This window comes from Actinoalloteichus sp. AHMU CJ021, from assembly GCF_002895405.1.
GTDB classification, from domain to species: Bacteria; Actinomycetota; Actinomycetes; order Mycobacteriales; family Pseudonocardiaceae; genus Actinoalloteichus_B; species Actinoalloteichus_B caeruleus.
On the sequence record NZ_CP025990.1, the window covers coordinates 2,432,209 to 2,452,162 of the forward strand.

The 19,954-nt window shown below is 73.1% G+C and carries 20 protein-coding genes; 8 read left to right on the plus strand and 12 right to left on the minus strand.

Annotated features, from left to right (window positions below):
- Positions 1 to 144 precede the first annotated feature (144 nt).
- On the plus strand, positions 145 to 1,023 hold the full coding sequence (locus C1701_RS10230; protein WP_026417733.1) for an LLM class flavin-dependent oxidoreductase: 879 nt from the start codon (positions 145 to 147) through the stop codon (positions 1,021 to 1,023).
- A gap of 305 nt (positions 1,024 to 1,328) precedes the next feature.
- Complete coding sequence (locus C1701_RS10235) at positions 1,329 to 2,408, plus strand: MerR family transcriptional regulator (protein WP_026417734.1); 1,080 nt, start codon at positions 1,329 to 1,331, stop codon at positions 2,406 to 2,408.
- Positions 2,409 to 2,453: 45 nt separating this feature from the next.
- Here the strand turns inward: C1701_RS10235 and C1701_RS10240 are convergent, their stop codons facing one another.
- Positions 2,454 to 3,017, minus strand: a complete 564-nt coding sequence (locus C1701_RS10240; protein ID WP_026417735.1) for a helix-turn-helix domain-containing protein — start codon at positions 3,015 to 3,017, stop codon at positions 2,454 to 2,456.
- A gap of 221 nt (positions 3,018 to 3,238) precedes the next feature.
- Here C1701_RS10240 and C1701_RS10245 point away from each other — a divergent pair, with 221 nt between their 5' ends.
- The gene (locus C1701_RS10245) at positions 3,239 to 3,898 is read left to right on the plus strand and encodes an endonuclease (protein ID WP_026417736.1); all 660 of its coding nucleotides are present in this window, start codon (positions 3,239 to 3,241) and stop codon (positions 3,896 to 3,898) included.
- Positions 3,899 to 3,996: 98 nt separating this feature from the next.
- Here C1701_RS10245 and C1701_RS10250 read toward each other — a convergent pair whose 3' ends face one another.
- The 3 genes from C1701_RS10250 to C1701_RS10260 form a co-directional block, all read right to left on the minus strand.
- Entirely contained in the window at positions 3,997 to 4,410 is a 414-nt protein-coding gene (locus tag C1701_RS10250) for a DUF350 domain-containing protein (protein ID WP_035273910.1), read from the minus strand.
- Between the two features lie 193 nt (positions 4,411 to 4,603).
- Positions 4,604 to 5,755: a glutathionylspermidine synthase family protein gene (locus C1701_RS10255; RefSeq protein ID WP_443098149.1), complete on the minus strand. Its 1,152-nt coding sequence runs from the start codon at positions 5,753 to 5,755 to the stop codon at positions 4,604 to 4,606.
- Between the two features lie 16 nt (positions 5,756 to 5,771).
- The gene (locus C1701_RS10260; protein WP_081893406.1) at positions 5,772 to 6,260 is read right to left on the minus strand and encodes a hypothetical protein; all 489 of its coding nucleotides are present in this window, start codon (positions 6,258 to 6,260) and stop codon (positions 5,772 to 5,774) included.
- Positions 6,261 to 6,592: 332 nt separating this feature from the next.
- Between C1701_RS10260 and C1701_RS10265 the strand changes: the two genes are divergently transcribed.
- A complete protein-coding gene (locus C1701_RS10265) occupies positions 6,593 to 7,855 on the plus strand; it encodes a septum formation family protein (RefSeq protein ID WP_211237465.1) in 1,263 nt (420 codons plus the stop codon).
- On the plus strand, positions 7,855 to 8,205 hold the full coding sequence (locus tag C1701_RS10270; protein ID WP_026065694.1) for a metallopeptidase family protein: 351 nt from the start codon (positions 7,855 to 7,857) through the stop codon (positions 8,203 to 8,205). The genes C1701_RS10265 and C1701_RS10270 overlap by 1 nt, the downstream gene beginning before the upstream one ends.
- Positions 8,206 to 8,227: 22 nt before the next feature.
- Here the strand turns inward: C1701_RS10270 and C1701_RS10275 are convergent, their stop codons facing one another.
- Both C1701_RS10275 and pheA read right to left on the minus strand, forming a co-directional pair.
- Entirely contained in the window at positions 8,228 to 8,890 is a 663-nt protein-coding gene (locus tag C1701_RS10275) for a histidine phosphatase family protein (RefSeq protein WP_026417740.1), read from the minus strand.
- Positions 8,887 to 9,846 (minus strand): prephenate dehydratase, encoded by a 960-nt coding sequence (gene pheA / locus C1701_RS10280; protein WP_026417741.1) that lies wholly within the window; start codon positions 9,844 to 9,846, stop codon positions 8,887 to 8,889. The genes C1701_RS10275 and pheA overlap by 4 nt, the downstream gene beginning before the upstream one ends.
- A gap of 170 nt (positions 9,847 to 10,016) precedes the next feature.
- Here pheA and C1701_RS10285 point away from each other — a divergent pair, with 170 nt between their 5' ends.
- On the plus strand, positions 10,017 to 10,610 hold the full coding sequence (locus C1701_RS10285; protein ID WP_245588701.1) for a macro domain-containing protein: 594 nt from the start codon (positions 10,017 to 10,019) through the stop codon (positions 10,608 to 10,610).
- 50 nt (positions 10,611 to 10,660) lie between these two features.
- On the opposite strand, the gene C1701_RS10290 is transcribed toward C1701_RS10285, so the two are convergent.
- Positions 10,661 to 11,182 carry an Hsp20 family protein gene (locus tag C1701_RS10290; protein WP_035273913.1) on the minus strand — a complete coding sequence of 174 codons (522 nt, stop codon included), beginning with the start codon at positions 11,180 to 11,182 and terminating at the stop codon, positions 10,661 to 10,663.
- Positions 11,183 to 11,455: 273 nt separating this feature from the next.
- Between C1701_RS10290 and C1701_RS10295 the strand changes: the two genes are divergently transcribed.
- Positions 11,456 to 12,091 (plus strand): response regulator, encoded by a 636-nt coding sequence (locus tag C1701_RS10295; RefSeq protein ID WP_026417743.1) that lies wholly within the window; start codon positions 11,456 to 11,458, stop codon positions 12,089 to 12,091.
- A gap of 142 nt (positions 12,092 to 12,233) precedes the next feature.
- On the opposite strand, the gene C1701_RS10300 is transcribed toward C1701_RS10295, so the two are convergent.
- The gene (locus C1701_RS10300) at positions 12,234 to 12,833 is read right to left on the minus strand and encodes a TetR/AcrR family transcriptional regulator (protein WP_026417744.1); all 600 of its coding nucleotides are present in this window, start codon (positions 12,831 to 12,833) and stop codon (positions 12,234 to 12,236) included.
- Between the two features lie 105 nt (positions 12,834 to 12,938).
- Here C1701_RS10300 and C1701_RS10305 point away from each other — a divergent pair, with 105 nt between their 5' ends.
- Complete coding sequence (locus C1701_RS10305) at positions 12,939 to 13,685, plus strand: SDR family NAD(P)-dependent oxidoreductase (RefSeq protein WP_030104701.1); 747 nt, start codon at positions 12,939 to 12,941, stop codon at positions 13,683 to 13,685.
- A 77-nt stretch (positions 13,686 to 13,762) separates the two neighbouring features.
- On the opposite strand, the gene C1701_RS10310 is transcribed toward C1701_RS10305, so the two are convergent.
- From C1701_RS10310 to cydB, 4 genes are all read right to left on the minus strand, one after another.
- Positions 13,763 to 14,017, minus strand: coding sequence for a hexameric tyrosine-coordinated heme protein (locus C1701_RS10310; RefSeq protein ID WP_026417746.1), 255 nt, complete (start codon positions 14,015 to 14,017; stop codon positions 13,763 to 13,765).
- Positions 14,018 to 14,069: 52 nt separating this feature from the next.
- Positions 14,070 to 15,218 carry a GAF domain-containing sensor histidine kinase gene (locus tag C1701_RS10315; RefSeq protein ID WP_026417747.1) on the minus strand — a complete coding sequence of 383 codons (1,149 nt, stop codon included), beginning with the start codon at positions 15,216 to 15,218 and terminating at the stop codon, positions 14,070 to 14,072.
- A 16-nt stretch (positions 15,219 to 15,234) separates the two neighbouring features.
- The gene (gene cydC, locus C1701_RS10320; RefSeq protein WP_337662216.1) at positions 15,235 to 18,795 is read right to left on the minus strand and encodes a thiol reductant ABC exporter subunit CydC; all 3,561 of its coding nucleotides are present in this window, start codon (positions 18,793 to 18,795) and stop codon (positions 15,235 to 15,237) included.
- Positions 18,796 to 18,934: 139 nt separating this feature from the next.
- On the minus strand, positions 18,935 to 19,942 hold the full coding sequence (gene cydB / locus C1701_RS10325) for a cytochrome d ubiquinol oxidase subunit II (RefSeq protein WP_030104704.1): 1,008 nt from the start codon (positions 19,940 to 19,942) through the stop codon (positions 18,935 to 18,937).
- Positions 19,943 to 19,954: the final 12 nt, after the last annotated feature.

Sequence of the window (19,954 nt, forward strand, 5' to 3'; positions counted from 1 at the left end):
GGCTCCCTGCTGCGAACCTGCCCCAGATGCCCGAACATCGACAGTTGAAAGCGCCCGAACCGGCCGAAACCACCCGTGGCGGGGCTCCACGAGAATCGTGAGGTGGTTTCCCGTCCGGGACCCGGACACGTAAGGTCAACCCGCGTGCGAGTTGGCATCGTGATCCTCCCCGAACACCGTTGGTGGGCCGCCGAACCCAAGTGGCGAGCGGCCGAGGAGTACGGCTTCGACCACGCCTGGACCTACGACCACCTCGGCTGGCGGTCCCTGGTCGACGGGCCCTGGTTCTCCGCCGTGCCCACCCTGACCGCCGCCGCTCTCGTGACGAGCCGAATCCGGTTGGGCACCTACGTCGCCTCCCCCAACTTCCGGCACCCGATCCCGTTCGCGAGGGACGTCGCCGCGCTGGACGACGTCTCCGACGGCCGGCTGCTGGTCGGGATCGGCGCCGGAGGTGCCGGCTACGACGTGGAGGTGCTCGGGGGGCGGGAACTACCACCTCGGGCACGGGTGGACCGGTACGGCGAGTTCGTCGAGCTCCTCGACACCGTCCTGACCAACGACCGCACCACCTGGCGGGGCGACTACTACGAGGCCGTCGACGCCAGGAGCGCCCCCGGCTGCGTGCAGCGCCCCCGGGCTCCCTTCGTCCTGGCCGCGAACGGCAGGCGGTCCATGCGGCTGGTCGCTCGCCACGGCGACGGCTGGGTGACCACCGGTCGGCAGACCGAGGACGAACGGGAGTGGTGGAGCTCGGTGGTGGAGCTGTCCTCGGTCATGGACGAGGTGCTCGCCTCGGAGAACAGGGGCAGCGCGAGCGTGGACCGGTACCTGAGCCTGGACTCCGGCGGCGAGTACGGGCTGACGAGCGTGGAGTACTTCCGGGATGCCCTGGGTAGGGCCCGGGAGCTGGGATTCACCGACGTGGTCGTGCACTGGCCGAGGTCCGACGGGCCGTACGCGGGGCACGAGAGCGTGTTGGAGGCGGTCGCCGCCGAGGTGTTGCCCGCCCTGCGCCCCTAAGATCACCCGCCGGCCGGGCGCCCGGCCCCACGGGTGGCGACCGGTACCGCGCCCCCCCGGCGACCCACGGGAGGGAACCCCTTCGGCGGCCGATCGGGACGCCAGGGCGCTCCACCTCCGGACGGACCGGCGACGGCACCGCCAGACGACGGACCGCACGACAGGTCGAACTCGTGCGAACCGGTCGGCTGGTGGCGGTGCGGTGGGTTGGCCCCGGCCGGGCGCACCCGCGCCGCTTGACCCTCCCCCTGGGTCAGAGCCCAGTGTCGTGGACACGGGCGAGGAGCCCGGGACGAGGAGGGGACATGGCCGGCCTGAGCATCGGGGAGTTCGCGCGAGCCTCCGGTCTGACGCCGAAGGCGCTGCGGTTGTACGACGAGCTGGGTCTGCTGCGGCCCGCCCGGGTCGCCTCGTGGTCGGGGTACCGGTCCTACGACCGGGACCAATTGGACCGCGCCAGGCTCGTCGCGTCGCTGCGGGGGTTGGGCATGCCACTGGCCCGGATCCGGGTCGTGGCGGACCTGCCGCCCGCCGCCGCCGCCACGGAGGTGGCCTCCTACTGGCGCCAGGTGGAGGCGGACACCGCGGCCCGGCGTCAGCTGGCCACCCACCTCGTCCGTCGTCTGACGAGGAAGGACAACGGAATGCCCACGGAGGCACGGGGTTGGCTGCTCGACTCGGCCACTCATGTGGACGGCGGACCGGTGCGGCCCAACAACCAGGACGTGGTGTTCGCGGGGCGTCGGCTCCAGGTGGTCGCGGACGGGTTCGGCGCGCCGGGGTCGGATCGGACCGCGAGCGCGGCGGCCGTCGAGGCGCTGCGGGTGTTGGACCGGGCCGAGGGGCACGGGGACGTCGCCGTCGTGTTGGGGGACGCGGTGTCCAACGCCGCCGAGGCGGTTCGGGAGTTCGGTTCCTCCGCGCCCGAGCTGGCGGAGGCGGGTACCACGGTGACCGCCATGCTGTGGTCCGGTTCCAGGTTCGCCCTGGCCCACATCGGCGACTCCCGCGCCTACCTGCTTCGGGATGGTGAGTTCTCGCAGCTGACCCACGACCACACCTTCGTCCAGTCCCTGGTGGACGAGGGTCGGCTGACCGCTGAGGAGGCGGCCGCCCACCCGCGCCGGGCGGCGCTGCTCCGGGCCCTGACCCTCCCAGGAACGGGCGACCCGGACTTCCACCTCAGGGAGGCACGACCCGGCGACCGGTACCTGCTGTGCACCGACGGCCTGCACGCCGTCATCCCGGAACCCCGGCTCCGCGGAGCGCTCCTGGCCGCCGGCACCCCAACCCAGACCGTGAACCGCCTCGGTGAACTGGTCCGGCAGGCCGGCGCACCCGACAACACGGCCTGCGCCGTCACCGACGTCCTCGGACCCCCCTGACCACACCGAGACCGCGCACCAGCGCCCGGATCCCGGGAACCAGCGTCACCGGGTGCAGCCGATCGCCAGGAAGTCGACCGGCACCCCACCCTCCGCCCCCAACCGGTGCGGAACCCGCGAACTGAAACTCGCACTGTCACCCGAACCCAGCAGCACCGTCTCGGTACCGAACTCGATCCGCAACCGACCCTCCAGCACGTACACCCAGTCGTGGCCATCATGGGTGGCCAGGTCGGTGTCACGCCGCACGGGTTCGAGCCGGTACCGGGCCGCGTACAGACCGGGCACCACCGCCCGAGGGGTCAACACCTGGGCGGACAGGCCCCCGCTGTTGACGCTGGGCACGTCCTCACCGCGCAACACCACCGCGGCGGGCCCCGGCGGCTGGTCGGTGAACAACTCCGCCACCGACACGTCCAGCCCCGCCGCCAGCCGCACCAGCACGTTCAGGGAGGGCAGCCGGTCCCCGCTCTCCAACCGGGACAGGTGCGGCTCGCTCAGGCCGCTGACCGTCGCCAGCTGCTGCTGGCTCAGTCCTCGGCGGGTGCGGAGCCTCCGCACCCGCCGGCCGAGCCCGGCGAGCGCCTGGTCCGAGACATCAACCGCCATACCCCGCAGGTTACGTCAGCGGACCCGACGCGGCCCGCCGGCCGAAACCGGGCGCGACCGGAGGTCGGGGTGCCGACGGGGGCCAGGTCAGCGCGCGGTGTCGGGCCCGGGAGGCGCGGGTACCCCGATGGGCAGCGTTCCGCTGTGCTCGTGGTGGCCGCCGGCGCGGCCGTGGCGCCCGGGCCGACTGGGCGGGGAGCCGGAGGGGAGGGCGGTCGGAGATGGCCAAGGGGAAGGTTCGTGTCCTGCTGGACCGCGCGGGGCGGACTTACTCGGACGAGGGAGGTGTCTCGCTCGCGGACAAGCCGGCGCCGCTGTACCGGCTGCTGGTGCTGTCCATGCTGGCCTCGGCGCCGGTCCAGTCGCACCTGGCGATGGCGACGTCCCGCGAACTCGTCAGGAGCGGTTACGGAACTCCGGCGAAGGTGGCGGCGGCGGACTGGCAGGAGCTGGTGGACGCGCTGGGGAGGGCCCACTACCGCCGGTACGACGAGAGCACCGCGACCTCGCTGCGGGAGGGCGCGGAGCTGGTGCGCGACCGGTACGGCGGCGATCTGCGCCGGATGCGGGACGAGGCGACCCGCACCGAGAACGGCACGAGGGTCCTGGACCGCGACCGGCTGCGGGAGCTGCTCACCGAGTTCCGCAGGATCGGGCCGACCGGGGCGGACATCTTCTGCCGGGAAGCGCAGCTGGTGTGGCCGGGGCTGCGCCCCTACTTCGACCGGAAGGCACTCGACGGTGCCAGGCGCGTGGGCCTGCCCACCGACCCCGAGCGGCTCGCGTCACAGGTGGACGACCCCGAGGACTACGCCCGGCTGGCCGCCGCCCTGGTTCGGGTCACCCTCGACCGCGAGGTCGCGGAGGACGTGACGGCGTGACAGCGGGGAACGGCCGGCCGGGGTGCGGGACCGGCGGCCGGCCGGTGGGCGCCGACAGCCGATCGGACGGTTTCCCTCGCTGGTCGGCGGCGGAGACGTCAGATGATGGAGACGGCGACGACGAGGCCGAGCGCGAGGTGCGCGGCGGCCACCACGAAGCTCCCGGCGGTCAGCTCGTCGTCGTGGATGAGCTGACCGATCTGGACCCGCGCCACCCACTCGAGCACCCGCACGGCGACGACCTGGGCGATGATGCCGACGAGACCGAAGACCACGGCGGCAATCAGGCCCTCCACCAGGACACCGGAGGCGTTGTAGATCGCGACGACCACGATCAGGGCCATGCTGAACAACCCGGACGACGTGATGACCACGGCGTTGGGCTTGCCGGCCCGCACCAACTCGTTCAGCCGGCCGGGTGTGGTGAGGTCGATCGCGAAGAAGGCGACCAGCATCAGCAACAGCCCCACGACCGCGTAGAGGGCGATCGCGCCCACACCCTGGCCGAGCATCGAGAAGTAGTCCGCGTTCAGGGCGAGCTGGGTCTGGGTGGCGAGTGGGCTGGCCACGGCGTGGAACCTCCTCCGGTCTGACTGGCCACTGCGGCCTGTCGGCGGACCAAGTCTTACCCGAGATGGACCACCAGGCGACCGGCGGGTCCAGATCTTTGACCGTTATGCAACGCTTTGGGAACTCGTTCGCGTCTCAGCCGGGAATCCGGTGTGGCACGAAGGCGGCTCCGTCGTCGGTGACCAGCCCGGCGGACTCCCGGATCCCCAGCCCCGCCGACTCGTCACCGACCACCCAGGCGCCCAGCACCGGGCGCATGCCGTCGAACTCGGGAAGCGGGTCGAGCATCTGGTAGACGAAGCCCTCGTCCCCGTACACGCCGCCCGTCTCCTGCTCCATCCCGGGAGCGACGATCTTGATGTTGGCGCCCTCCCGTCCCAGGCGGGGCTTGCGGACGTACTCCGTGAGCATGCCCGGGTCGTCCAGGTAGGCCGGCAGCAGGTTGGGGTGGCCGGGGTACATCTCCCAGAGGACGGCGAGCAGCGCCTTGTTCGACAGCAGCATCTTCCACAGCGGTTCGACCCAGAGGGTCTGGGGCTGCGACGGCAGGACGTGCTCGCCGAAGACGTCGTCGACCACCCATTCCCACGGGTACAGCTTGCAGACCGTCGACATGGGGGCTTCCTCCAGGTCGACGAACCGCTCCAGCAGGGGGTCCCAGCCGATCTCCTCGATGGGGAGGCCGACGGTGTTCAGGCCGGCCTCGGCGGCGGTCTCCTGGAGGTAGGCGGCGGTGATGTGGTCCTCACCGGTGCTGTCGCCCCCGGACCAGGTGAAGTGGATCTCGTCGGAGGGCAGCGAACCGGCGATGTGCTCCCACCGGGCCACCAGCTTCTCGTGGATCGAGTTCCACTGGTCCGACCCCTCGTGGGTGTCGGTGAGCCAGTGCCACTGCACGAGCGCGGCCTCCAGCAGCGAGGTCGGGGTGTCCGCGTTGTACTCGAGCAGCTTGGCCGGCCCGGTCCCGTCGTAACGCAGGTCGAAGCGCCCGTAGAGGTACGGATCGTGCCGTTTCCACGACTCGACCACGTAGGGCCAGACCTGCTCGGAGATGCCGAAGTCCCGGAAGCGGTCGGCCGCGACGGCGTTCTCGACCGCTTCGAGGCACATCGAGTGGAGCAGCTCGACGTCAGCCTCCACCGACAGCACCTCGTCGAGCTGGAACACGTAGTGCACCGACTCGTCCCAGTAGGGACGTGGTTCCCCGTCCCGGCCGCGCGAGGGGGTTCCGAAGACCAGCCCCTGCGACTCGACCCGCTGCCGCCAGTCCGGCCTTGGCTCCGACATCTCCCGGTGCACCTGGTCAGCTCCCCCCGCTGCCCCGTCCGGTGCCGAAACCGCCCCGTTGGATGGTCGTCCCGGACTGGGTCCTGATCTCCGCGTTGTTGGGACGCACAGTAGTCCCCCCGGACACCGTGCCCCCCGGGTTGGGGGTCCCTCCGTAGTTGTAGTGGTAGCTGTTCCCCGCGATCCAGATCAGACCGCCCGTCCCGACGTAGCCACCGTTGGAGGTCGCCTGCTGCGGGTCGCAGTAGCTCTCGTCCTCGACGACGTTGTCCTCGGAGTCGACGCAGTAGGCGGTGACCTCCTCGTTGGGCTGGGCGGCCGCGTACATCACGGCGACCAGCGCCACGACGCCGACGGTGACGCCGCCGCCGATGAGGACGCGCTTGCGGGTCCTCGCCCTGGCCTCGGCGGCGGCCGCGGCGCGCTCCTCCTCCTCGCGGCGACGCCGCTCCGCTGCCATCCGGGCCCGCTTCTCGGCGAGGGTGGGTTCGCGGGGCCTGGTCACCCCGAACTCCTGCTGCCGGATCTGGCCCCGCCGTGGTGGCGTGGGACGGGACGACATCGGCCCGCTGCCCCGCTGGCCAGGCGGTGGAGTGGTTCCGCCGCCTTCGACATGCCGGTCGGACCCGCCCTCATTACTCTCGGGAGGCTGCTTCGGGTCGTGGTCTCGGTCGTGATTCGTCATTGGCTACCCCCACGGCACCGTGCTTCCTTGGTAACTGGGACGCAAAATTCCCACCGTTGGACCTTATTTTCACCCGAATGGACGAATTTGGCCAGGTAGGTTGAGGTGGAGCACGATCAGTGTGCACCTCCTGAGCAGGCATGATGGATGAGATGCCCGAGATGAGCGAGCAGAGCGAGCAACGGCAGAACCCCCGCCGCCGCAACACGCGCGTGATCATGATCGGCGCGGTGCTCGGCGCGACCGCGGTGCTCATCGCGACCGCGCTGGCGATCCTGCCCGTCGGTGGGCCCGGTGGTGACCGCCCCAGTCCCGGCGCCGAACGCGGTGGCGAGGAGACCGAGCAGGAACCACAGCCGTACCAGCTGGTCTTCGAGGCCAACCCGGGTGAGTGCCTGTTCTGGACCGAGGACGACGCCTCGGACATCCGGACCGTGACCTGCGGCGAACCCCACCTCTTCGAGGTCACGGGGAAGGTCGACCTCGCGCAGATCCAGGTCGACGACAACGGCGAGGTCGTCCCGGAGGGCGGGGAGGACGCTCCCCCCGCTGGTCCGGCGGCGGCACCGGGTGCGGGCACCGAACCCTCCGACGGCGTCGAGCCGCCGGGACCGCCGGAGCCGAACTTCCCCTATGCCGACGAGGACGCCCCCTTCCCCACGCCCGAGCAGTGGCTGGAGCTCAAGGACCAGCAGTGCGTCCCGCTGTCCAGGGACTACCTCAGCGGCCAGCTCGACCCGTACGGCCGGTTCAGCGTCAACGCCTTCACCCCGGACCGGGACACCTGGGACGACGGGGACCGGACCATGCACTGCGCGCTCCAGCTGACCACGATCTCCGGCGGGCTCTACCCGATCACGGGACGGGTGGCCGAGCTGGAGCAGGCCGACGTCCACGAGCCCGGCGTCTGCCTGGGGATCAACGGCGCGAACCTGGCCGATCCGGTCGACTGCGCGGAGCCCCACGCCCAGGAGATCGTCTCCGTCATCGACCTCTCCGACCAGTTCCCGGACGCCTACCCGGGGACCGACGCGCAGGACGAGTACCTCGCGCCGGCATGCCGGGAGGCCTCGACGGAGTACGCGGGGATGCCGGTCGTCGACAAGGGGGTGGTCCCCTCGTGGAGCACGCTGGCGCCCGAGAGCTGGGAAGCGGGCACCAGGAAGGTCAAATGCTTCGTCGCGCAGCTGCTCCCGGACGGCAGCGGCTACGCCCCGATCACGGGTAGCGTGACCGGCGACATCACCGTGGGCGACCAGCCGGCACCGCCTCCGTCGGAGACGGTGCGGCCGGGCGTGCCGGTGCCGACCGAGGAACCGTCCACGCCGGCCGAGCCCTCGGGCGAGCCGTCGGACGCGGTTCCCCCGTCCGACGCCCCCGATCGGTCGGGTGAACCGGACAGCGAAGGAAACTGATGCCGGTAGAGATGTCCCGGGCCCGCTTCGACGAGCTGGTCTCCGAGGCGCTCGACCTCGTGCCCGAGCGGTTCGCCGCCGCCATGAACAACGTGGTCGTCCTGGTGGAGGACCACAACGAGGAGGACCCCGGGCTGCTCGGGCTGTACGAGGGGGTCGCGCTCACCGAACGCGACTCCACCTACACGGGGATGCTGCCGGACCGCATCTTCGTCTACCGGAGCCCACTGTTGGAGATGTGCGGGAGCGAGGAGGAGGTGGTGGACGAGGTGGCCATCACGGTCGTCCACGAGATCGCCCACCACTTCGGCATCGACGACGAGACCCTGCACGAGCTCGGCTGGGCCTGAGCCGGAGCCCCGGGCCCGCTGGTCAGTCGCCGGCCGCGCCCGCGCCGGCCGGTTGGTCGTCGCCGATGTCGTCGTGCCCGGTCCAGAACACGCAGCGCCACCCGGAGGCGAGCGAGGTGTCCGCCTCCAGCACGACGCGGCCGGTGTTGGGCAGCAGGACCTCGTCGGCCGCCCGGCCCGTCACGTTCTCGGCGATCCAGCCCCCCACCAGGCGCAGCGCGGCTCCGTGGCTGACGAGGACCACCGTGCCCTCGGGGTGCCGGTCGCGCAGCTCCTCGAGCACCGGGAGGAAGCGGTCGAGCACGTCCTGGCCGGACTCCCCGCCGGGGAGGCGACTGCTCACCAGTCCCGTGTGCCAGGAGCCGAAGATCTCGTGGAACGTCCTGAGCGCGTCGACGTCGGAGCGGCCCTCCAACTCGCCGCACTGCACCTCGTGGACGCCCTCCAGGACCTCGACGGTGTGGCCGTGCCGGGCGGCCAGGGGCGCCGCCGTCTGCCGCGCCCGGGTCGCCACGCTGGCGTAGACGGCGACGACCGGTTCCTCGGCCAGCTCCTCGGCCAGCGCCTCCGCCTGGAGGCGGCCCAGGTCGGTGAGGGGCGGGCCCGGCGGTCGGCTGTCGAGCACGCCGCCCACGTTGGACTCGGTCTCGCCGTGCCTCGCCAGGACCAGCCGGAACGCGCTCATACCTCTCTCCCCTCCCTGACCGCGCGCACCCACGCGCTGGCCTCTGCGAACACTTCGTCGGACGTGTGCCGGCCCTCGTCGGGGCCGTGGACCCTCGGTATCGCGTCCGCCTTCGCGAACGAACCGAGGAACCGGACGGTGACGCAGCGGCGCCGGAGGGCGGCGAGACCGTCCGCCATCCTCGACTCGCCGACGTGACCGTCGAGGTCCAGGAAGAAGCGGTACTCGCCGAGGCGGTTCCTGGTCGGCCGCGACTCGATCCGACTCAGGCTGATGTCGCGGAGGGCCAGCTCGTGGAGGGCACCCGCGAGGGACCCGGGGTGGTTGGGCAGGACGACCGCGATGGAGGTGCGGTCCCACCCGGTGGGCGGCGGCGGCGCGACGGGCCGGCTGAGCAGCAGGAAGCGCGTCTCCGCGTGCCGGACGTCGGCGACGTCCTCGGCCACGGCCGCGAGGCCGTAGTGCTCGGCGGCCACCGGTGTGCTGACCGACGCGTCCACCTCCCCGTCCCGGACCGACCTGGCGGCGGCAGCGGTCGAGGTGCTGGGCAGCACGGCCGCCCGGGGGACGTTCTCGGCCAACCAGTTCCGCACCTGGGCGGCGGCGTGGGGGTGCGTCGCGACGGTGCGCACCCGGTCCAGGGTGGTTCCGGGGCGGGTCAGCACGCTGAAGCGGACCGGGAGCACGGTCTCGGCCACGGCCACGGTGGGCGCACCGGAACTGAGCGCGTCCAGGGTCGCGACGACGGAGCCCTCGACGCTGTTCTCGACGGGCACGACGGCCAGCTCGGCGGTGGGCTCGGCGTCCGAGGTCCCGGAGACCGCCCGCACCGCCTCGTCGATGGTGGCCGAGGGCGCGAGCGCGCTGCCCCCGGGAAGCACCTCGGCGCGCCCCAGCGCCCGTGCCGCCTGCTCGCTGAACGTTCCCTCGGGACCGAGATAGACGACACGCGGCATGTTCGCCACCCTACGGGCCTGCCGGGGGTGGCCGTCGAGGGGTGGGGACGAACGGACGGCGACGATCTCCCGCCTGGAGGACAGCCCTTCCACCCTGGTGGATGAAGATCACTGGTTGGCAACGGACGCCCTGGTTACGTCGGCGGTCGGGCTCCTGAAATGCTTGGGGCGTGACCGACGTTTCGGTGCGTTCCACACTCCGAGGAGGCCAACAGCTCCAGCTGGTGCTCTGCGCGCTGGACGACCGCATGGCGAAGGCGTGGCACGAGATCTCCGAGGCAAGACCGGGAATGAGCGTGCACCAGGGCTCCATCCTGGAACTTCCCGTCGACGCGGTGGTCAGCCCGGCCAACTCGTACGGCTGGATGCGCGGCGGCATCGACGCGCTCTACGCCCGGGCTTTCCCCCAGGTCGAGGAGCACGTCCGCAGTGCCGTACTCGCCTACCACGGTGGGGAGCTGCCGGTGGGTGAATCGCTCGCGGTGCCCACCGGGGCGGCCCGGCCCGGCTGGCTGATCAGCGCGCCGACCATGCGGGAACCCGGGGAGCTCCTTCCCCAGGACACCGTGCACCCCTACCTCGCCGCGCGAGCCGTGCTCCGGCTCTGGGCGGAGGGACTGCTGGAGAGCGGCATGCCGGTCCGGCACGCCGTGCGCAGCGTCGCGATGCCCGGTCTGGGCACGGGGGTGGGTGGCGTCGCTCCCGAGACCTGCGCTCGGCAGATCGCGGCGGCATGGGACGAGGTGTTGGCCGACATCCGTTGACCCCGACCAGTGACCCCGGCCCGCGCGCAGGGCCGGGGTCACCTGATCGCTCACTCCGAGGTGGGCCGCTCGCCCTCGGGCTCGGCGGGCTCGACGGTCGTCCCCACCGCCGCCTGCCGGACGGGCACCCGGGTGGCCACCGCCTCGCGGGGCGTGACCTGCCGCACGAGGACCCGCAGCAGCCCCTGGTCGTAGTCGGCGCTCACCTGCTCGGCGGTCACGTGCCGGGGCAGGGCGAACTCGCGGCGGAAGCCGCCGCCCCTGATCTCCCTGGCGAGGACCGCGTCGCTGTCGGCCCGTTCCTCCTCACGCCGCTGGCCGCTGATCACCAGCCGGCCCTGGGACACCTCGACGGCGACGTCGTTGGTGATGTCCACCCCGGGCAGCTCCAGCGTGATCAGCACGTCCTCACCGCTGCGCACCACGTCCGCCGCCGGGACGAACCCGGCCGCGCGCCGGGCCCCGAAGGCCCGGTCGACCATCGCGTCGAACCTGCGGTCGATATCCCTGTCGACACCGCGCACCAGCGCGCTGAACGGATCCCACACCGGTCGACGAGCACTCGTGGTCATCTCGAACTCCCTCTCCGCTCCGAATCGGCACTCGGTCCCGTGCGTGCCCACCGGCTCGGCTGACGGGGTTCCCCGCCCCACTCCCACCGACCCGATTTGGCACTCACCTGTCATGAGTGCCAACGGTGCCGGCGCTGGCGTTGTTCCCGAACTCGCCAAAAAACTGGCACTCGACATAGGCGAGTGCCAGCAGGCACCCGCCCGGACGTAGCCGCCGTCACCTCGGGGGGCAGCCCTCGACAGGGCTGGCCGCTCGGGTCGTAGCGTGGTGCCGTGCCCATTCGTGTGCTCCTCGTCGACGACCACGAGGTCGTCCGCCGAGGCCTGCGGGACCTGTTGGACTCCGAGGACGACATCGAGGTCGTGGCCGAGGCCGGCAGCGCGGGCGAGGCCCTGGCCAGGGCCCGCCTGGTGGCCCCCCAGGTCGCCGTCGTCGACGTGCGCCTCCCCGACGGCGACGGCGTGTCACTGTGCCGCGAACTCCGTCAGCTCGACCGCCCACCTCGCTGCCTGGTGCTCACCGCCTTCGACGACGAACAGGCGATGGTGGGCGCGATCATCGCCGGCGCCTCCGGCTACCTGCTGAAACAGGTACGAGGCCAGGATCTGGTCACCGCCGTGCGGGAGGTGGCGTCGGGCCGGTCCCTGCTGGACTCCGTCACCACCGAGCGGGTGCTGGAACGCATCCGCCGCGAGCAGACCCCGGAGGAACTGGCCGCGCTGACCGAACAGGAACGCCGAGTGCTCGACCTGATCGGGGAGGGCCTGACCAACCGGCAGATCGCCCAGCGCCTCTTCCTGGCCGAGAAGACGGTGAAGAACTACGTGACCTCGGTGTTGGCGAAGTTGGGGATGCAGCGGAGGACGCAGGCCGCCGCCTGGATCGCCCGTCGCGGCCGGCGCCCCTGAGGGGAGCGCCTCCGGTCGGGCTGGACTCCCCGGGTTGGGCCTGGTGCCGCCGGGGCGGAACGCCGTCAGCGGACACTCGCCCGCCCTTGGCGGCGCGGTCATCCTCGGGCGGGTCGCCCGGAGGGGCGGCGGCCCGCCCCGCTCAGGCGGGCGACTCCGCCCAGGGCGGGCCGGACAGGAACAGCTCGACGACCCGGTCGAGCTCCGCGCGGGTGGCTCCGTGCGTGGCCTGCACGGCGAGCCCGTGGGACGTGGTCATGACGTGCCGGGCGAGGTCGGCCGCGTCCAGGTCCCCGGGGAGGTCCCCCTCGTCCCGCGCCCGCTGGAGCCGTCGCCGCAACTCCAGTTCTCCGGAGCGGCGCCAGGAGGCGAGTTCGTCGCGCGGACGCCCTCCCTGTTCTCCCGTGGCGAGTGCCGCCTGGACGAACAGGCATCCGCCGTGGTCCCTGGCTGTCACGACCTCGACGGTGCCCCTGAGCAGTCGTTCGACCACGGCTCGCGCCGTGGGTGCCAGCAGTGCCGCCCGCAGGTGACCACCAGGCCCCTCGGCGTAGCGGAGCACCACGGCCCGGAACAGCTCCTCCTTGTTCCCGTAGGCCGAGTAGAGGCTGGGCCGGTTGATCCCCATCGCCTCGGTGAGGTCGGACAGCGCGGTGCCCTCATAACCCTGCCGCCAGAAGACCTCCAGCGCGCGGTCCAGGCGTTCGTCGACGTCGAACCCGCGCGGTCGCCCCACCGCCATGCGCACCCCCTACTTCTGTACCGATCGTTAGGGTACAGTCCCCGTTCTGTACCTATCAGTACAGAAGTGTGGGCGCCCGCCCACACCCCTGGGGACGGAGGGCACATGTCGGAAGAACTGGCTGGACGGGTCGCGCTGGTGACGGGCGGTTCGCGGGGGATCGGGGCCGCCGTCGCGGCGGCGCTGGCCGCCGAGGGCGCGGACGTGGCCATCAGCTACGGCACGTCGGAAGCGCTGGCGGACGAGATCGTGCGCGAGCTGCGGAACCGGGGAGTACGGGCCGCCGCGTACCGGGCCGACCAGGCCGACCCGGATCAGGTCGGCGAACTGGTCCGCGCGGTGGCCCGGGACTTCGGACGGCTGGACGTGCTCGTCAACAACGCCGGAGTGTCGGTGCGGGGTCCCCTGGACGACACGGGATCCGCCGCCGCCTTCGACCGCCAGTTCGGGATCAACGTCGGCGGTGTGGTCGCGGCCATCCGCGCGGCGGCCCCGATCCTCGGCGAAGGTGGCCGGATCATCACCATCGGATCCACGCTCGGGAGCCGCGCCTCCCTCTCCGGAGGGGCCGACTACTCGGCGACCAAGGCGGCCGTCGTCGGCTACAGCAGGGGCGCCGCCCGCGACCTCGCCCCGCGCGGGATCACGGTCAACGTGGTCGAGCCCGGCTCGGTCGACACCGACATGAACCCGGCCGGCGGACCGTCCGCACCCGCCCAACTGGCGATGAACCCGATGGGGCGGTACGGCAGGCCGGAGGAGATCGCCGCCGGCGTCGTCTTCCTCGCCAGCCCCCGCGCCTCCTTCGTCAACGGGGCGGTGCTGCCCATCGACGGGGGCGTCCTGGCCTGAGGCCCGGTTCCCGTCGCCTCACACCACGGGCCGGGACCGCCGGGCGAGCACCCGGACGGGCCCGGCACCGGGGAGGATCAACGCCAGTAGTCGTTGGCGGCGGCGATGGTCGCGAACTCCGTCGCCACCACCTGCGCCGCCTCGATGAGGCTGTCGGGGTCGGTGGCGTAGTGAGGCCGGCCGCCGCGGAGGATCTCGTGGTCGGGTTGGATGTGCTGGACGGAGTGCCTGGCCAGTTGGAGCGCCAGCTCACGGCCGTGCTCGGGTGTCGGGACGATGAGCGTGTTCCCGGGGATGGTGGTCCTGCCCTGCTTCGGGACGACATGGGTCATGAGGCGATCGTCGTGGCAGCCGGCCCCCACCGCGAGTCGACCTCACCCCGGTTCAGTACAGCGGTACCTCCCAGGTCACCGTCGTCCCGGTGTCCGGGGAGGACTCCACCCGGCACTGGCCACCGGCCGCCGCCGCCCGCTCCTCCAGGTGGAGGAGCCCCCGCCGGGTGACACCCCGGGGGATACCGCAGCCGTCGTCGGCGACCCGCAGCCGCAGGCCCCCCGGGTAGCGGTGCAGCTCGACGGCCAACGACCGGGCTCCCGAGTGGCGCACCACGTTGGACAGCGCCTCCCGCAGCGCCGCCCGCGCGTGGTCGGCGACCACCACGGGCACGTCGTCACACCCACCGACCAGGTCCAGGGTCGGGGTGAGGTCGAGCAGGCCGGCCGCCGTGGCCACCTCGGCCCGCACCGAATCGGGCAGGTCGACGGCGGCCCCCTGGTCGGCCGGGTCGGTGGACCGCAGCTCGCGGACGGTGTCCCTGATCTCGCCGATCGTGCCGTCCAACTGCTCGACAATGTCGGCCAACCGGGCCTCGTCCGCCGGTTCCAGCCGGCCGGCGAGCCGACGGCCGAGCAGGTCGAGCCGCACCCCGGCGGCGTACAGCCGTTGCACGACGACGTCGTGCAGGTCGCGGGCGATCCGCTCCCGCTCCTGGTAGACCGCCACCCGTTGCCGGGCGGTGGAACCCTCGGCGAGCACGATGGCCAACCCCGCCTGGGCCGCGAAGGCCGCCAGCACCTCGACCGTCGTCGGCGCGAACGACCTCGCCCCCCGCCACCGGTAGACCGCCAACGCCCCCAACCGGCGCTCCCGGGTCCCGAAGGGCGCGACGGCGAACGGGCCGTACCCGCGCAGCTGCGGCGGCACGAACGGGGAGGTGCTCGGATCGGCGGTCACGTCGTCGACGACCATCGGCACCCCTCGACGGGCGACCCGGGAGGCCACCGAGCGGGGGGAGAGCACCGCGCCCATCGGGTCCCGCACCCGCCCGGCGGAGTTCCGGTCGGCGTGCGCGGCCTCGACCGTCAGGCTCCCGTCCTCGGCGCGCACCATCACCAGGCACAGGTCGGCCTCGGTGAGGGCGGCGGCCCTCCGCGCGACCAGCGGCAACACCGCTTCGGGCTCGTCGTGGGACATGGCGGCCGTGGTGATCTCGGTCGCCGCGGCCAGGGTGTCCCTGGCGAGAGTGGAGTCCATCATGGCAGCGGCCACGCTACTCGCCCCCCGTGTTCTGCCGGGGAATGCTGACGCGGTCACCGCTGGCCGCCCCCTCGGTGCGCGCCCGATCCGAACCGGCCAGCACCAGGAGGTCGAGGTCCTGGTACTCGCGAACCGCGCCTGAGCGCACCTCCACGACGAGGTCGGCGTCCAACACCTCCTCCGGTCGGTGCGTGACGTGCACCACGGTCCGCCCGGCGAACTCGGCGCGCAGCCTGGCCAGCACCTCGCGGGAGGTGGTGGCGTCGAGGTGGGCGGTCGGCTCGTCCAACAGCACCAGCCCCGAGTCGGGGGCGGCGAGGACCGCCCTGGCGATCCCCAACCGGGCGGCCTCACCCCCGGACACGCTGAGTCCGCCGCTGCCGAGCACCGCGTCCAACCGGTCACCCCAGTCGGGGAGACCGGCGACCGCCAGCGCGCGCCGCAGCTCGGCGTCCCCGGCCCCGGGCCGCGCGACGCGGAGGTTCTCCCGCACGGAGGTGGAAACCAGGGCGGGGTCCTGCGGGCACCACGCCACCCGGTCGGGCAGCCTGGCGACGCCGGTGCGCGGCGGCACGAATCCCAGCAGGAGCGCCAGCAGGGTGGACTTCCCCGCCCCGGACGGTCCGAGCACGGCCACGTGCGCTCCGGCGGGCAGCCGCAACGTCACCTCCCGCAGCACCGGCTGGCGGTGTCCGGGCCACCCCGCGTCCACGTCACGCAGCACCACCTCGCCGTCCGGGGACGGCAGGGTCGTCGCTCCCCCGGGTTCGACGGCACCGTCGTCCTCGGCCTCACCCCACACCTCGTCGAGGCGACGCTGGGCGTCGCGCAGCGCGCCCGCCTGGGTCACCGCGGGTGGGACGGTGGCCACGACCTCGGCGACCGCCAGGGTGGACAGCACCAACACGGCGACCAGCACCGGGTTCAACGCCCCGGCGGCCACGGCCGACGCACCCAGCCACAGGTTCGCCAGCGCGGCGGCGCCGACGACGGCGGTGAGGACGGCGGACCCGGCACCGGCGCCGAGCGCGGCCCGAGCGGCCTGCCGGCCGAGCTCGCGGTCATCCTCGGCCAACGCGGCGCGACGTCGCCCGGCCGCGCCAACGGCGACCAGGTCCGCGGCGGAGTCCAGCAGGTCGAGGACGCCGACCGCGACGCGACGCCGACCAGCCGCGACCCGCCGCTCGGCCCGGCGCTGCACGGCCAGGGCGGCCAGGGACCCCCCGCCGAGCGCGAGCACCAGCGCCACCGCCGTCACCGCGCCGGCGGACGGCAGGATCAGGGAGTGGGCCAGCACCACCATCGCCCCGACCAGCAGTGCCGCCGCCGGCGGCAGCAGGACCCTGGGGACCAGGTCCCGGACCTGGTCGACGTCACCGACCAACCGGGCCGCCGTGTCGGAGTCGCGACGGCGCGGGACCCGGGCCGGACCGAGCCGGACCAGGGCGTTCCACAGCCGGACCCGCAGCCGGCCGGACAGCCGGAACGCCGCGTCGTGGGAGACGAGCCGCTCCAGGTAGCGCAGCAACGCCTTGGACAGCGCGAAGGTGCGCACCGACACCGCCGCGACGGTGAGGGTGAGCACCGGTGGTTGCCCGGCGGCGGTGGCGATCAGCCAGGCCGCGGTGCCGGTGAGCGCCACCCCCGCGGCCAGGGCGAACGCCCCGAGGACGACGCCGAGGGCCGTCCGCCGGTCCACCAGGTCGCGAAGCCGGCTGGCGGCGGGACCAGCCACCGGCTCCCCGCCCCCTCCTGGCGCGGTCGTCGCCTCGCCGGACGAGGGCGGGGGCGACGCCTCGGCGGCGGTGGGGCGGTGCGTCGCCAGCACCACGACCACCCCCCGATCGGCCGCGTCCTCCACGGCGGCCATCACCCGCGCGGCGGTGACGCGGTCCAGGTTCGCGGTCGGTTCGTCGAGCAGCAGCACGCTGGCCCCGTGCCGCACCCGCAGCAGTGCCCGGGCGACCGCGACCCGTTGGCGCTCGCCGACCGACAGGGTGCGGACCGACCGGCCGAGCAGCCGGGCGGCGCCGACGGAGGCCGCTACCTCCCCCAGCTCGGCGTCGGTGGCCGTCGCCCCGGGCCGGTCGCTCAGCGCCAACCGCAACTCCTCGCTGACCGTCTCCGCGGTGAACCGGGGGTGCTGGGGGACCCAGGCCAGCGCCGACCGCCACCGGTCCGGCTCCCACCGCGTGACGTCCCGACCGTCGGCGAGGACCTGGCCCTCGTCCGGCCGGACGAAACCCATCAGGACCGAGAAGGTGGTGCTCTTCCCGCTGCCGCTGGGACCGATTCCCCGGTCGCCGGCGCGGTCCGGCGCCAGGACCCGTCCGGGGGTGAGCCGCTGGTGGGGGTCGTTCGCCGCCACCGCGCCCCGGACCCCGACCACCCGCCCCCGGTCCGAGCTCGGTCCTGGTGGCGCGTCGAGCCGGAGGATCTGACCGGCGGAGACGGTGAAGGACAGGCCGTCCGGCGCGAACCGGTCCCGGCGGGCGACCCGCAGCCCGGACACCCGCAGTTCCGCCACCCGAGGTGGCGGCGCCTCGGAGGAACCGTCCGATACCGCCGCGGCCGTACCGCCGACGAGCACCTCGTGCACCCGCCGCACGGCCTCCACCCCGTCCTCGCTGGCGTGGTAGGCGGCTCCCGCCGCCCGCAGCGGCCGGTAGCACTCGGGCACGAGCAGGAGCACGACCAGCGCCGTGACCAGCTCCACCGACCCGGAGACCAGCCGGAGGCCGATGTTGACCGCGACCAGCGCCACCGACAGGCTGGCCAGCAGCTCCAGGGCCAGCGCCGACAGGAACGCCACCCGCAGCGTGCCCATGCTCGCCTTCCGATGGCTCTCGTTGACCCGTCGCACCGCCTCGGCCTGTTGACCGGCCCGCCGGAACGCGGTGAGCACCCCGAGGGACCGGACGAGTTCGAGCAGGTGCCCGGACAACCGGGCGGTGGCGTCGGCCGCCCGGCGGGAGCGGTGCTCGGTGTAGCGCCCGATGAGCGCCGCGAACAGCGGGATCAGCGGCACGGTCACCAACACCAGCGCGGCCGACGGCGGGTCGGTGAGCAGGATCCACCCGCCGACGAGCGGCGGCACCGCCGCCGCCGTCACCAGTGCGGGCAGGTAGGCGCGGAAGTACGGGTCGAGAGCGTCCAGCCCGGTCGTCGCCAGACTGCTGAGCCGGCCCACCCCGCCCGCGACGGCGTCGTCCCCACCGCCCCGGTGGATCCACTCCGGGCCACGGCCGAGGGCCGAGTCGAGCAGCGCGGACCGCAGCTCCCGTTTGACCCCTCCGGCCGCGCGGGCCGAGGTCGACTCCAGCGCCCACGCGACCACTGACCGGCCCAGGACCGCCGCCGCCGCCCACCCCAGGGGCGCGAGGACGTCCCCGGCGGGTACCCGGTCCACCACGACCCCGGTGAGCGCGGTGGCAAGACCGACCGCCTGCGCGACGAGCAGCACGGCGTCGGCGACCGCGAGCAGGCCGATGACGACCAGCGATCGGCGGGCCGAGGTCGACAGGGCCGGCAGCGGTCCGAGCGGGCCTCGGAACCGTCGAGCGGAGATTCCCACCCCTGCACTCTCCGGGCGGGTCCGGTCGGTGTCCAGAGCCATCCCGTCCGTCACCTCCTCCGCGTCCGCCATGCGGACGTACCGCCGAGCCACCGGCCCGCCCCGCACCGTCGCCCTCCCCGCACCGGGTCGTGGAGCCTCACGGGACCCGCACCGGTGGGATGTTCGCCGTGCTGATCCGCCGCCGGAACACCCAGTACGTCCAGCCCTGGTAGACCAGCACCGCTGGGGTGCCGAAAGCGGCGACCCAGGTGATGACGGTCAGCGTGTAGGGGCTGGATGCCGCGCCGGCCACCGTCAGGGAGAACGCCTCGTCCACCGTGGAGGGCAGCACGTTGGGGTAGAGCGAACCGAAGAGCACCACCACGACCCCGGTGATCAGCACCGCCAGCGAGGCGAAGGCCCGCCCCTCCCGGTTGAGCCGCATCCACACCAGGGCGAGAACCCCGGCCGCCGCCGCCAGGCCCGCCACGACCGCGGTCCACAGGGTGCCCTGGCGGAGTTGGACGAGCACGAGCAGCGCGAGGACCGGGGCGAGCAGCAGCGGACCGAACCGCCGCACCACCCCGTGCGCCCGGTGCCGGACGGTCCCGTCGGTCTTGAGCGCGACGAACACCGCGCCGTGCAGCAGGCTGAACGCGGTCAACGCCACCGCGCCGAGGATGGTGTCCAACCGCAGCAGGTCCATCACCCCACCGCGCAGGTCACCGTTGGGGTCGATCGGCAGCCCGGTCGCGGTGCCGGTGATCACCAGGCCCCACCCCAGCGGCGGGATCCACGACCCGATCTGGATGACCCGGTCCCAGTTCCGCCGCCAGCGGTGGCTGTCGACCTTGCCCCGGTACTCGAAGGCCACCCCCCGCCCGATCAACGCCAGCAGGATGAACAGGATCGGCAGGTAGGCCCCGGACAGCAGCGCCGCGTACCACTCGGGGAAGGCCGCGAAGGTCGCGCCGACCGCGACGATCACCCAGACCTCGTTGCCGTCCCACACCGGGCCGATGGTGTTCACCATCACCCGGCGCTCGGTGTCGTCCCTGGTCATGGGGCCGAGCAGCATGCCGACGCCGAAGTCGAAGCCCTCCAGGAAGAAGTAGCCGAGCCACAGCACGGCGATCACGCAGAACCAGAAGGTGGGCAGGTCCACGACGGTCTCCTT

Excerpts from the sequence above, each read along its gene's own strand:
- C1701_RS10300 (WP_026417744.1), bottom strand. The coding sequence starts at position 12,833 with ATGGCGGTGGGGCGACCGCGCGGGTTCGACGTCGACGAACGCCTGGAC.
- C1701_RS10240 (WP_026417735.1), bottom strand. The coding sequence starts at position 3,017 with ATGGCGGTTGATGTCTCGGACCAGGCGCTCGCCGGGCTCGGCCGGCGG.
- C1701_RS10290 (WP_035273913.1), bottom strand. The coding sequence starts at position 11,182 with ATGACCACGAGTGCTCGTCGACCGGTGTGGGATCCGTTCAGCGCGCTG.
- C1701_RS10305 (WP_030104701.1), top strand. The coding sequence starts at position 12,939 with ATGTCGGAAGAACTGGCTGGACGGGTCGCGCTGGTGACGGGCGGTTCG.
- C1701_RS10265 (WP_211237465.1), top strand. The coding sequence starts at position 6,593 with ATGCCCGAGATGAGCGAGCAGAGCGAGCAACGGCAGAACCCCCGCCGC.
- C1701_RS10235 (WP_026417734.1), top strand. The coding sequence starts at position 1,329 with ATGGCCGGCCTGAGCATCGGGGAGTTCGCGCGAGCCTCCGGTCTGACG.
- C1701_RS10310 (WP_026417746.1), bottom strand. The coding sequence starts at position 14,017 with ATGACCCATGTCGTCCCGAAGCAGGGCAGGACCACCATCCCCGGGAAC.
- C1701_RS10250 (WP_035273910.1), bottom strand. The coding sequence starts at position 4,410 with ATGCTCGGCCAGGGTGTGGGCGCGATCGCCCTCTACGCGGTCGTGGGG.
- pheA (WP_026417741.1), bottom strand. The coding sequence starts at position 9,846 with ATGCCGCGTGTCGTCTATCTCGGTCCCGAGGGAACGTTCAGCGAGCAG.
- C1701_RS10245 (WP_026417736.1), top strand. The coding sequence starts at position 3,239 with ATGGCCAAGGGGAAGGTTCGTGTCCTGCTGGACCGCGCGGGGCGGACT.
- C1701_RS10255 (WP_443098149.1), bottom strand. The coding sequence starts at position 5,755 with ATGTCGGAGCCAAGGCCGGACTGGCGGCAGCGGGTCGAGTCGCAGGGG.
- C1701_RS10270 (WP_026065694.1), top strand. The coding sequence starts at position 7,855 with ATGCCGGTAGAGATGTCCCGGGCCCGCTTCGACGAGCTGGTCTCCGAG.
- C1701_RS10315 (WP_026417747.1), bottom strand. The coding sequence starts at position 15,218 with ATGGACTCCACTCTCGCCAGGGACACCCTGGCCGCGGCGACCGAGATC.
- C1701_RS10275 (WP_026417740.1), bottom strand. The coding sequence starts at position 8,890 with ATGAGCGCGTTCCGGCTGGTCCTGGCGAGGCACGGCGAGACCGAGTCC.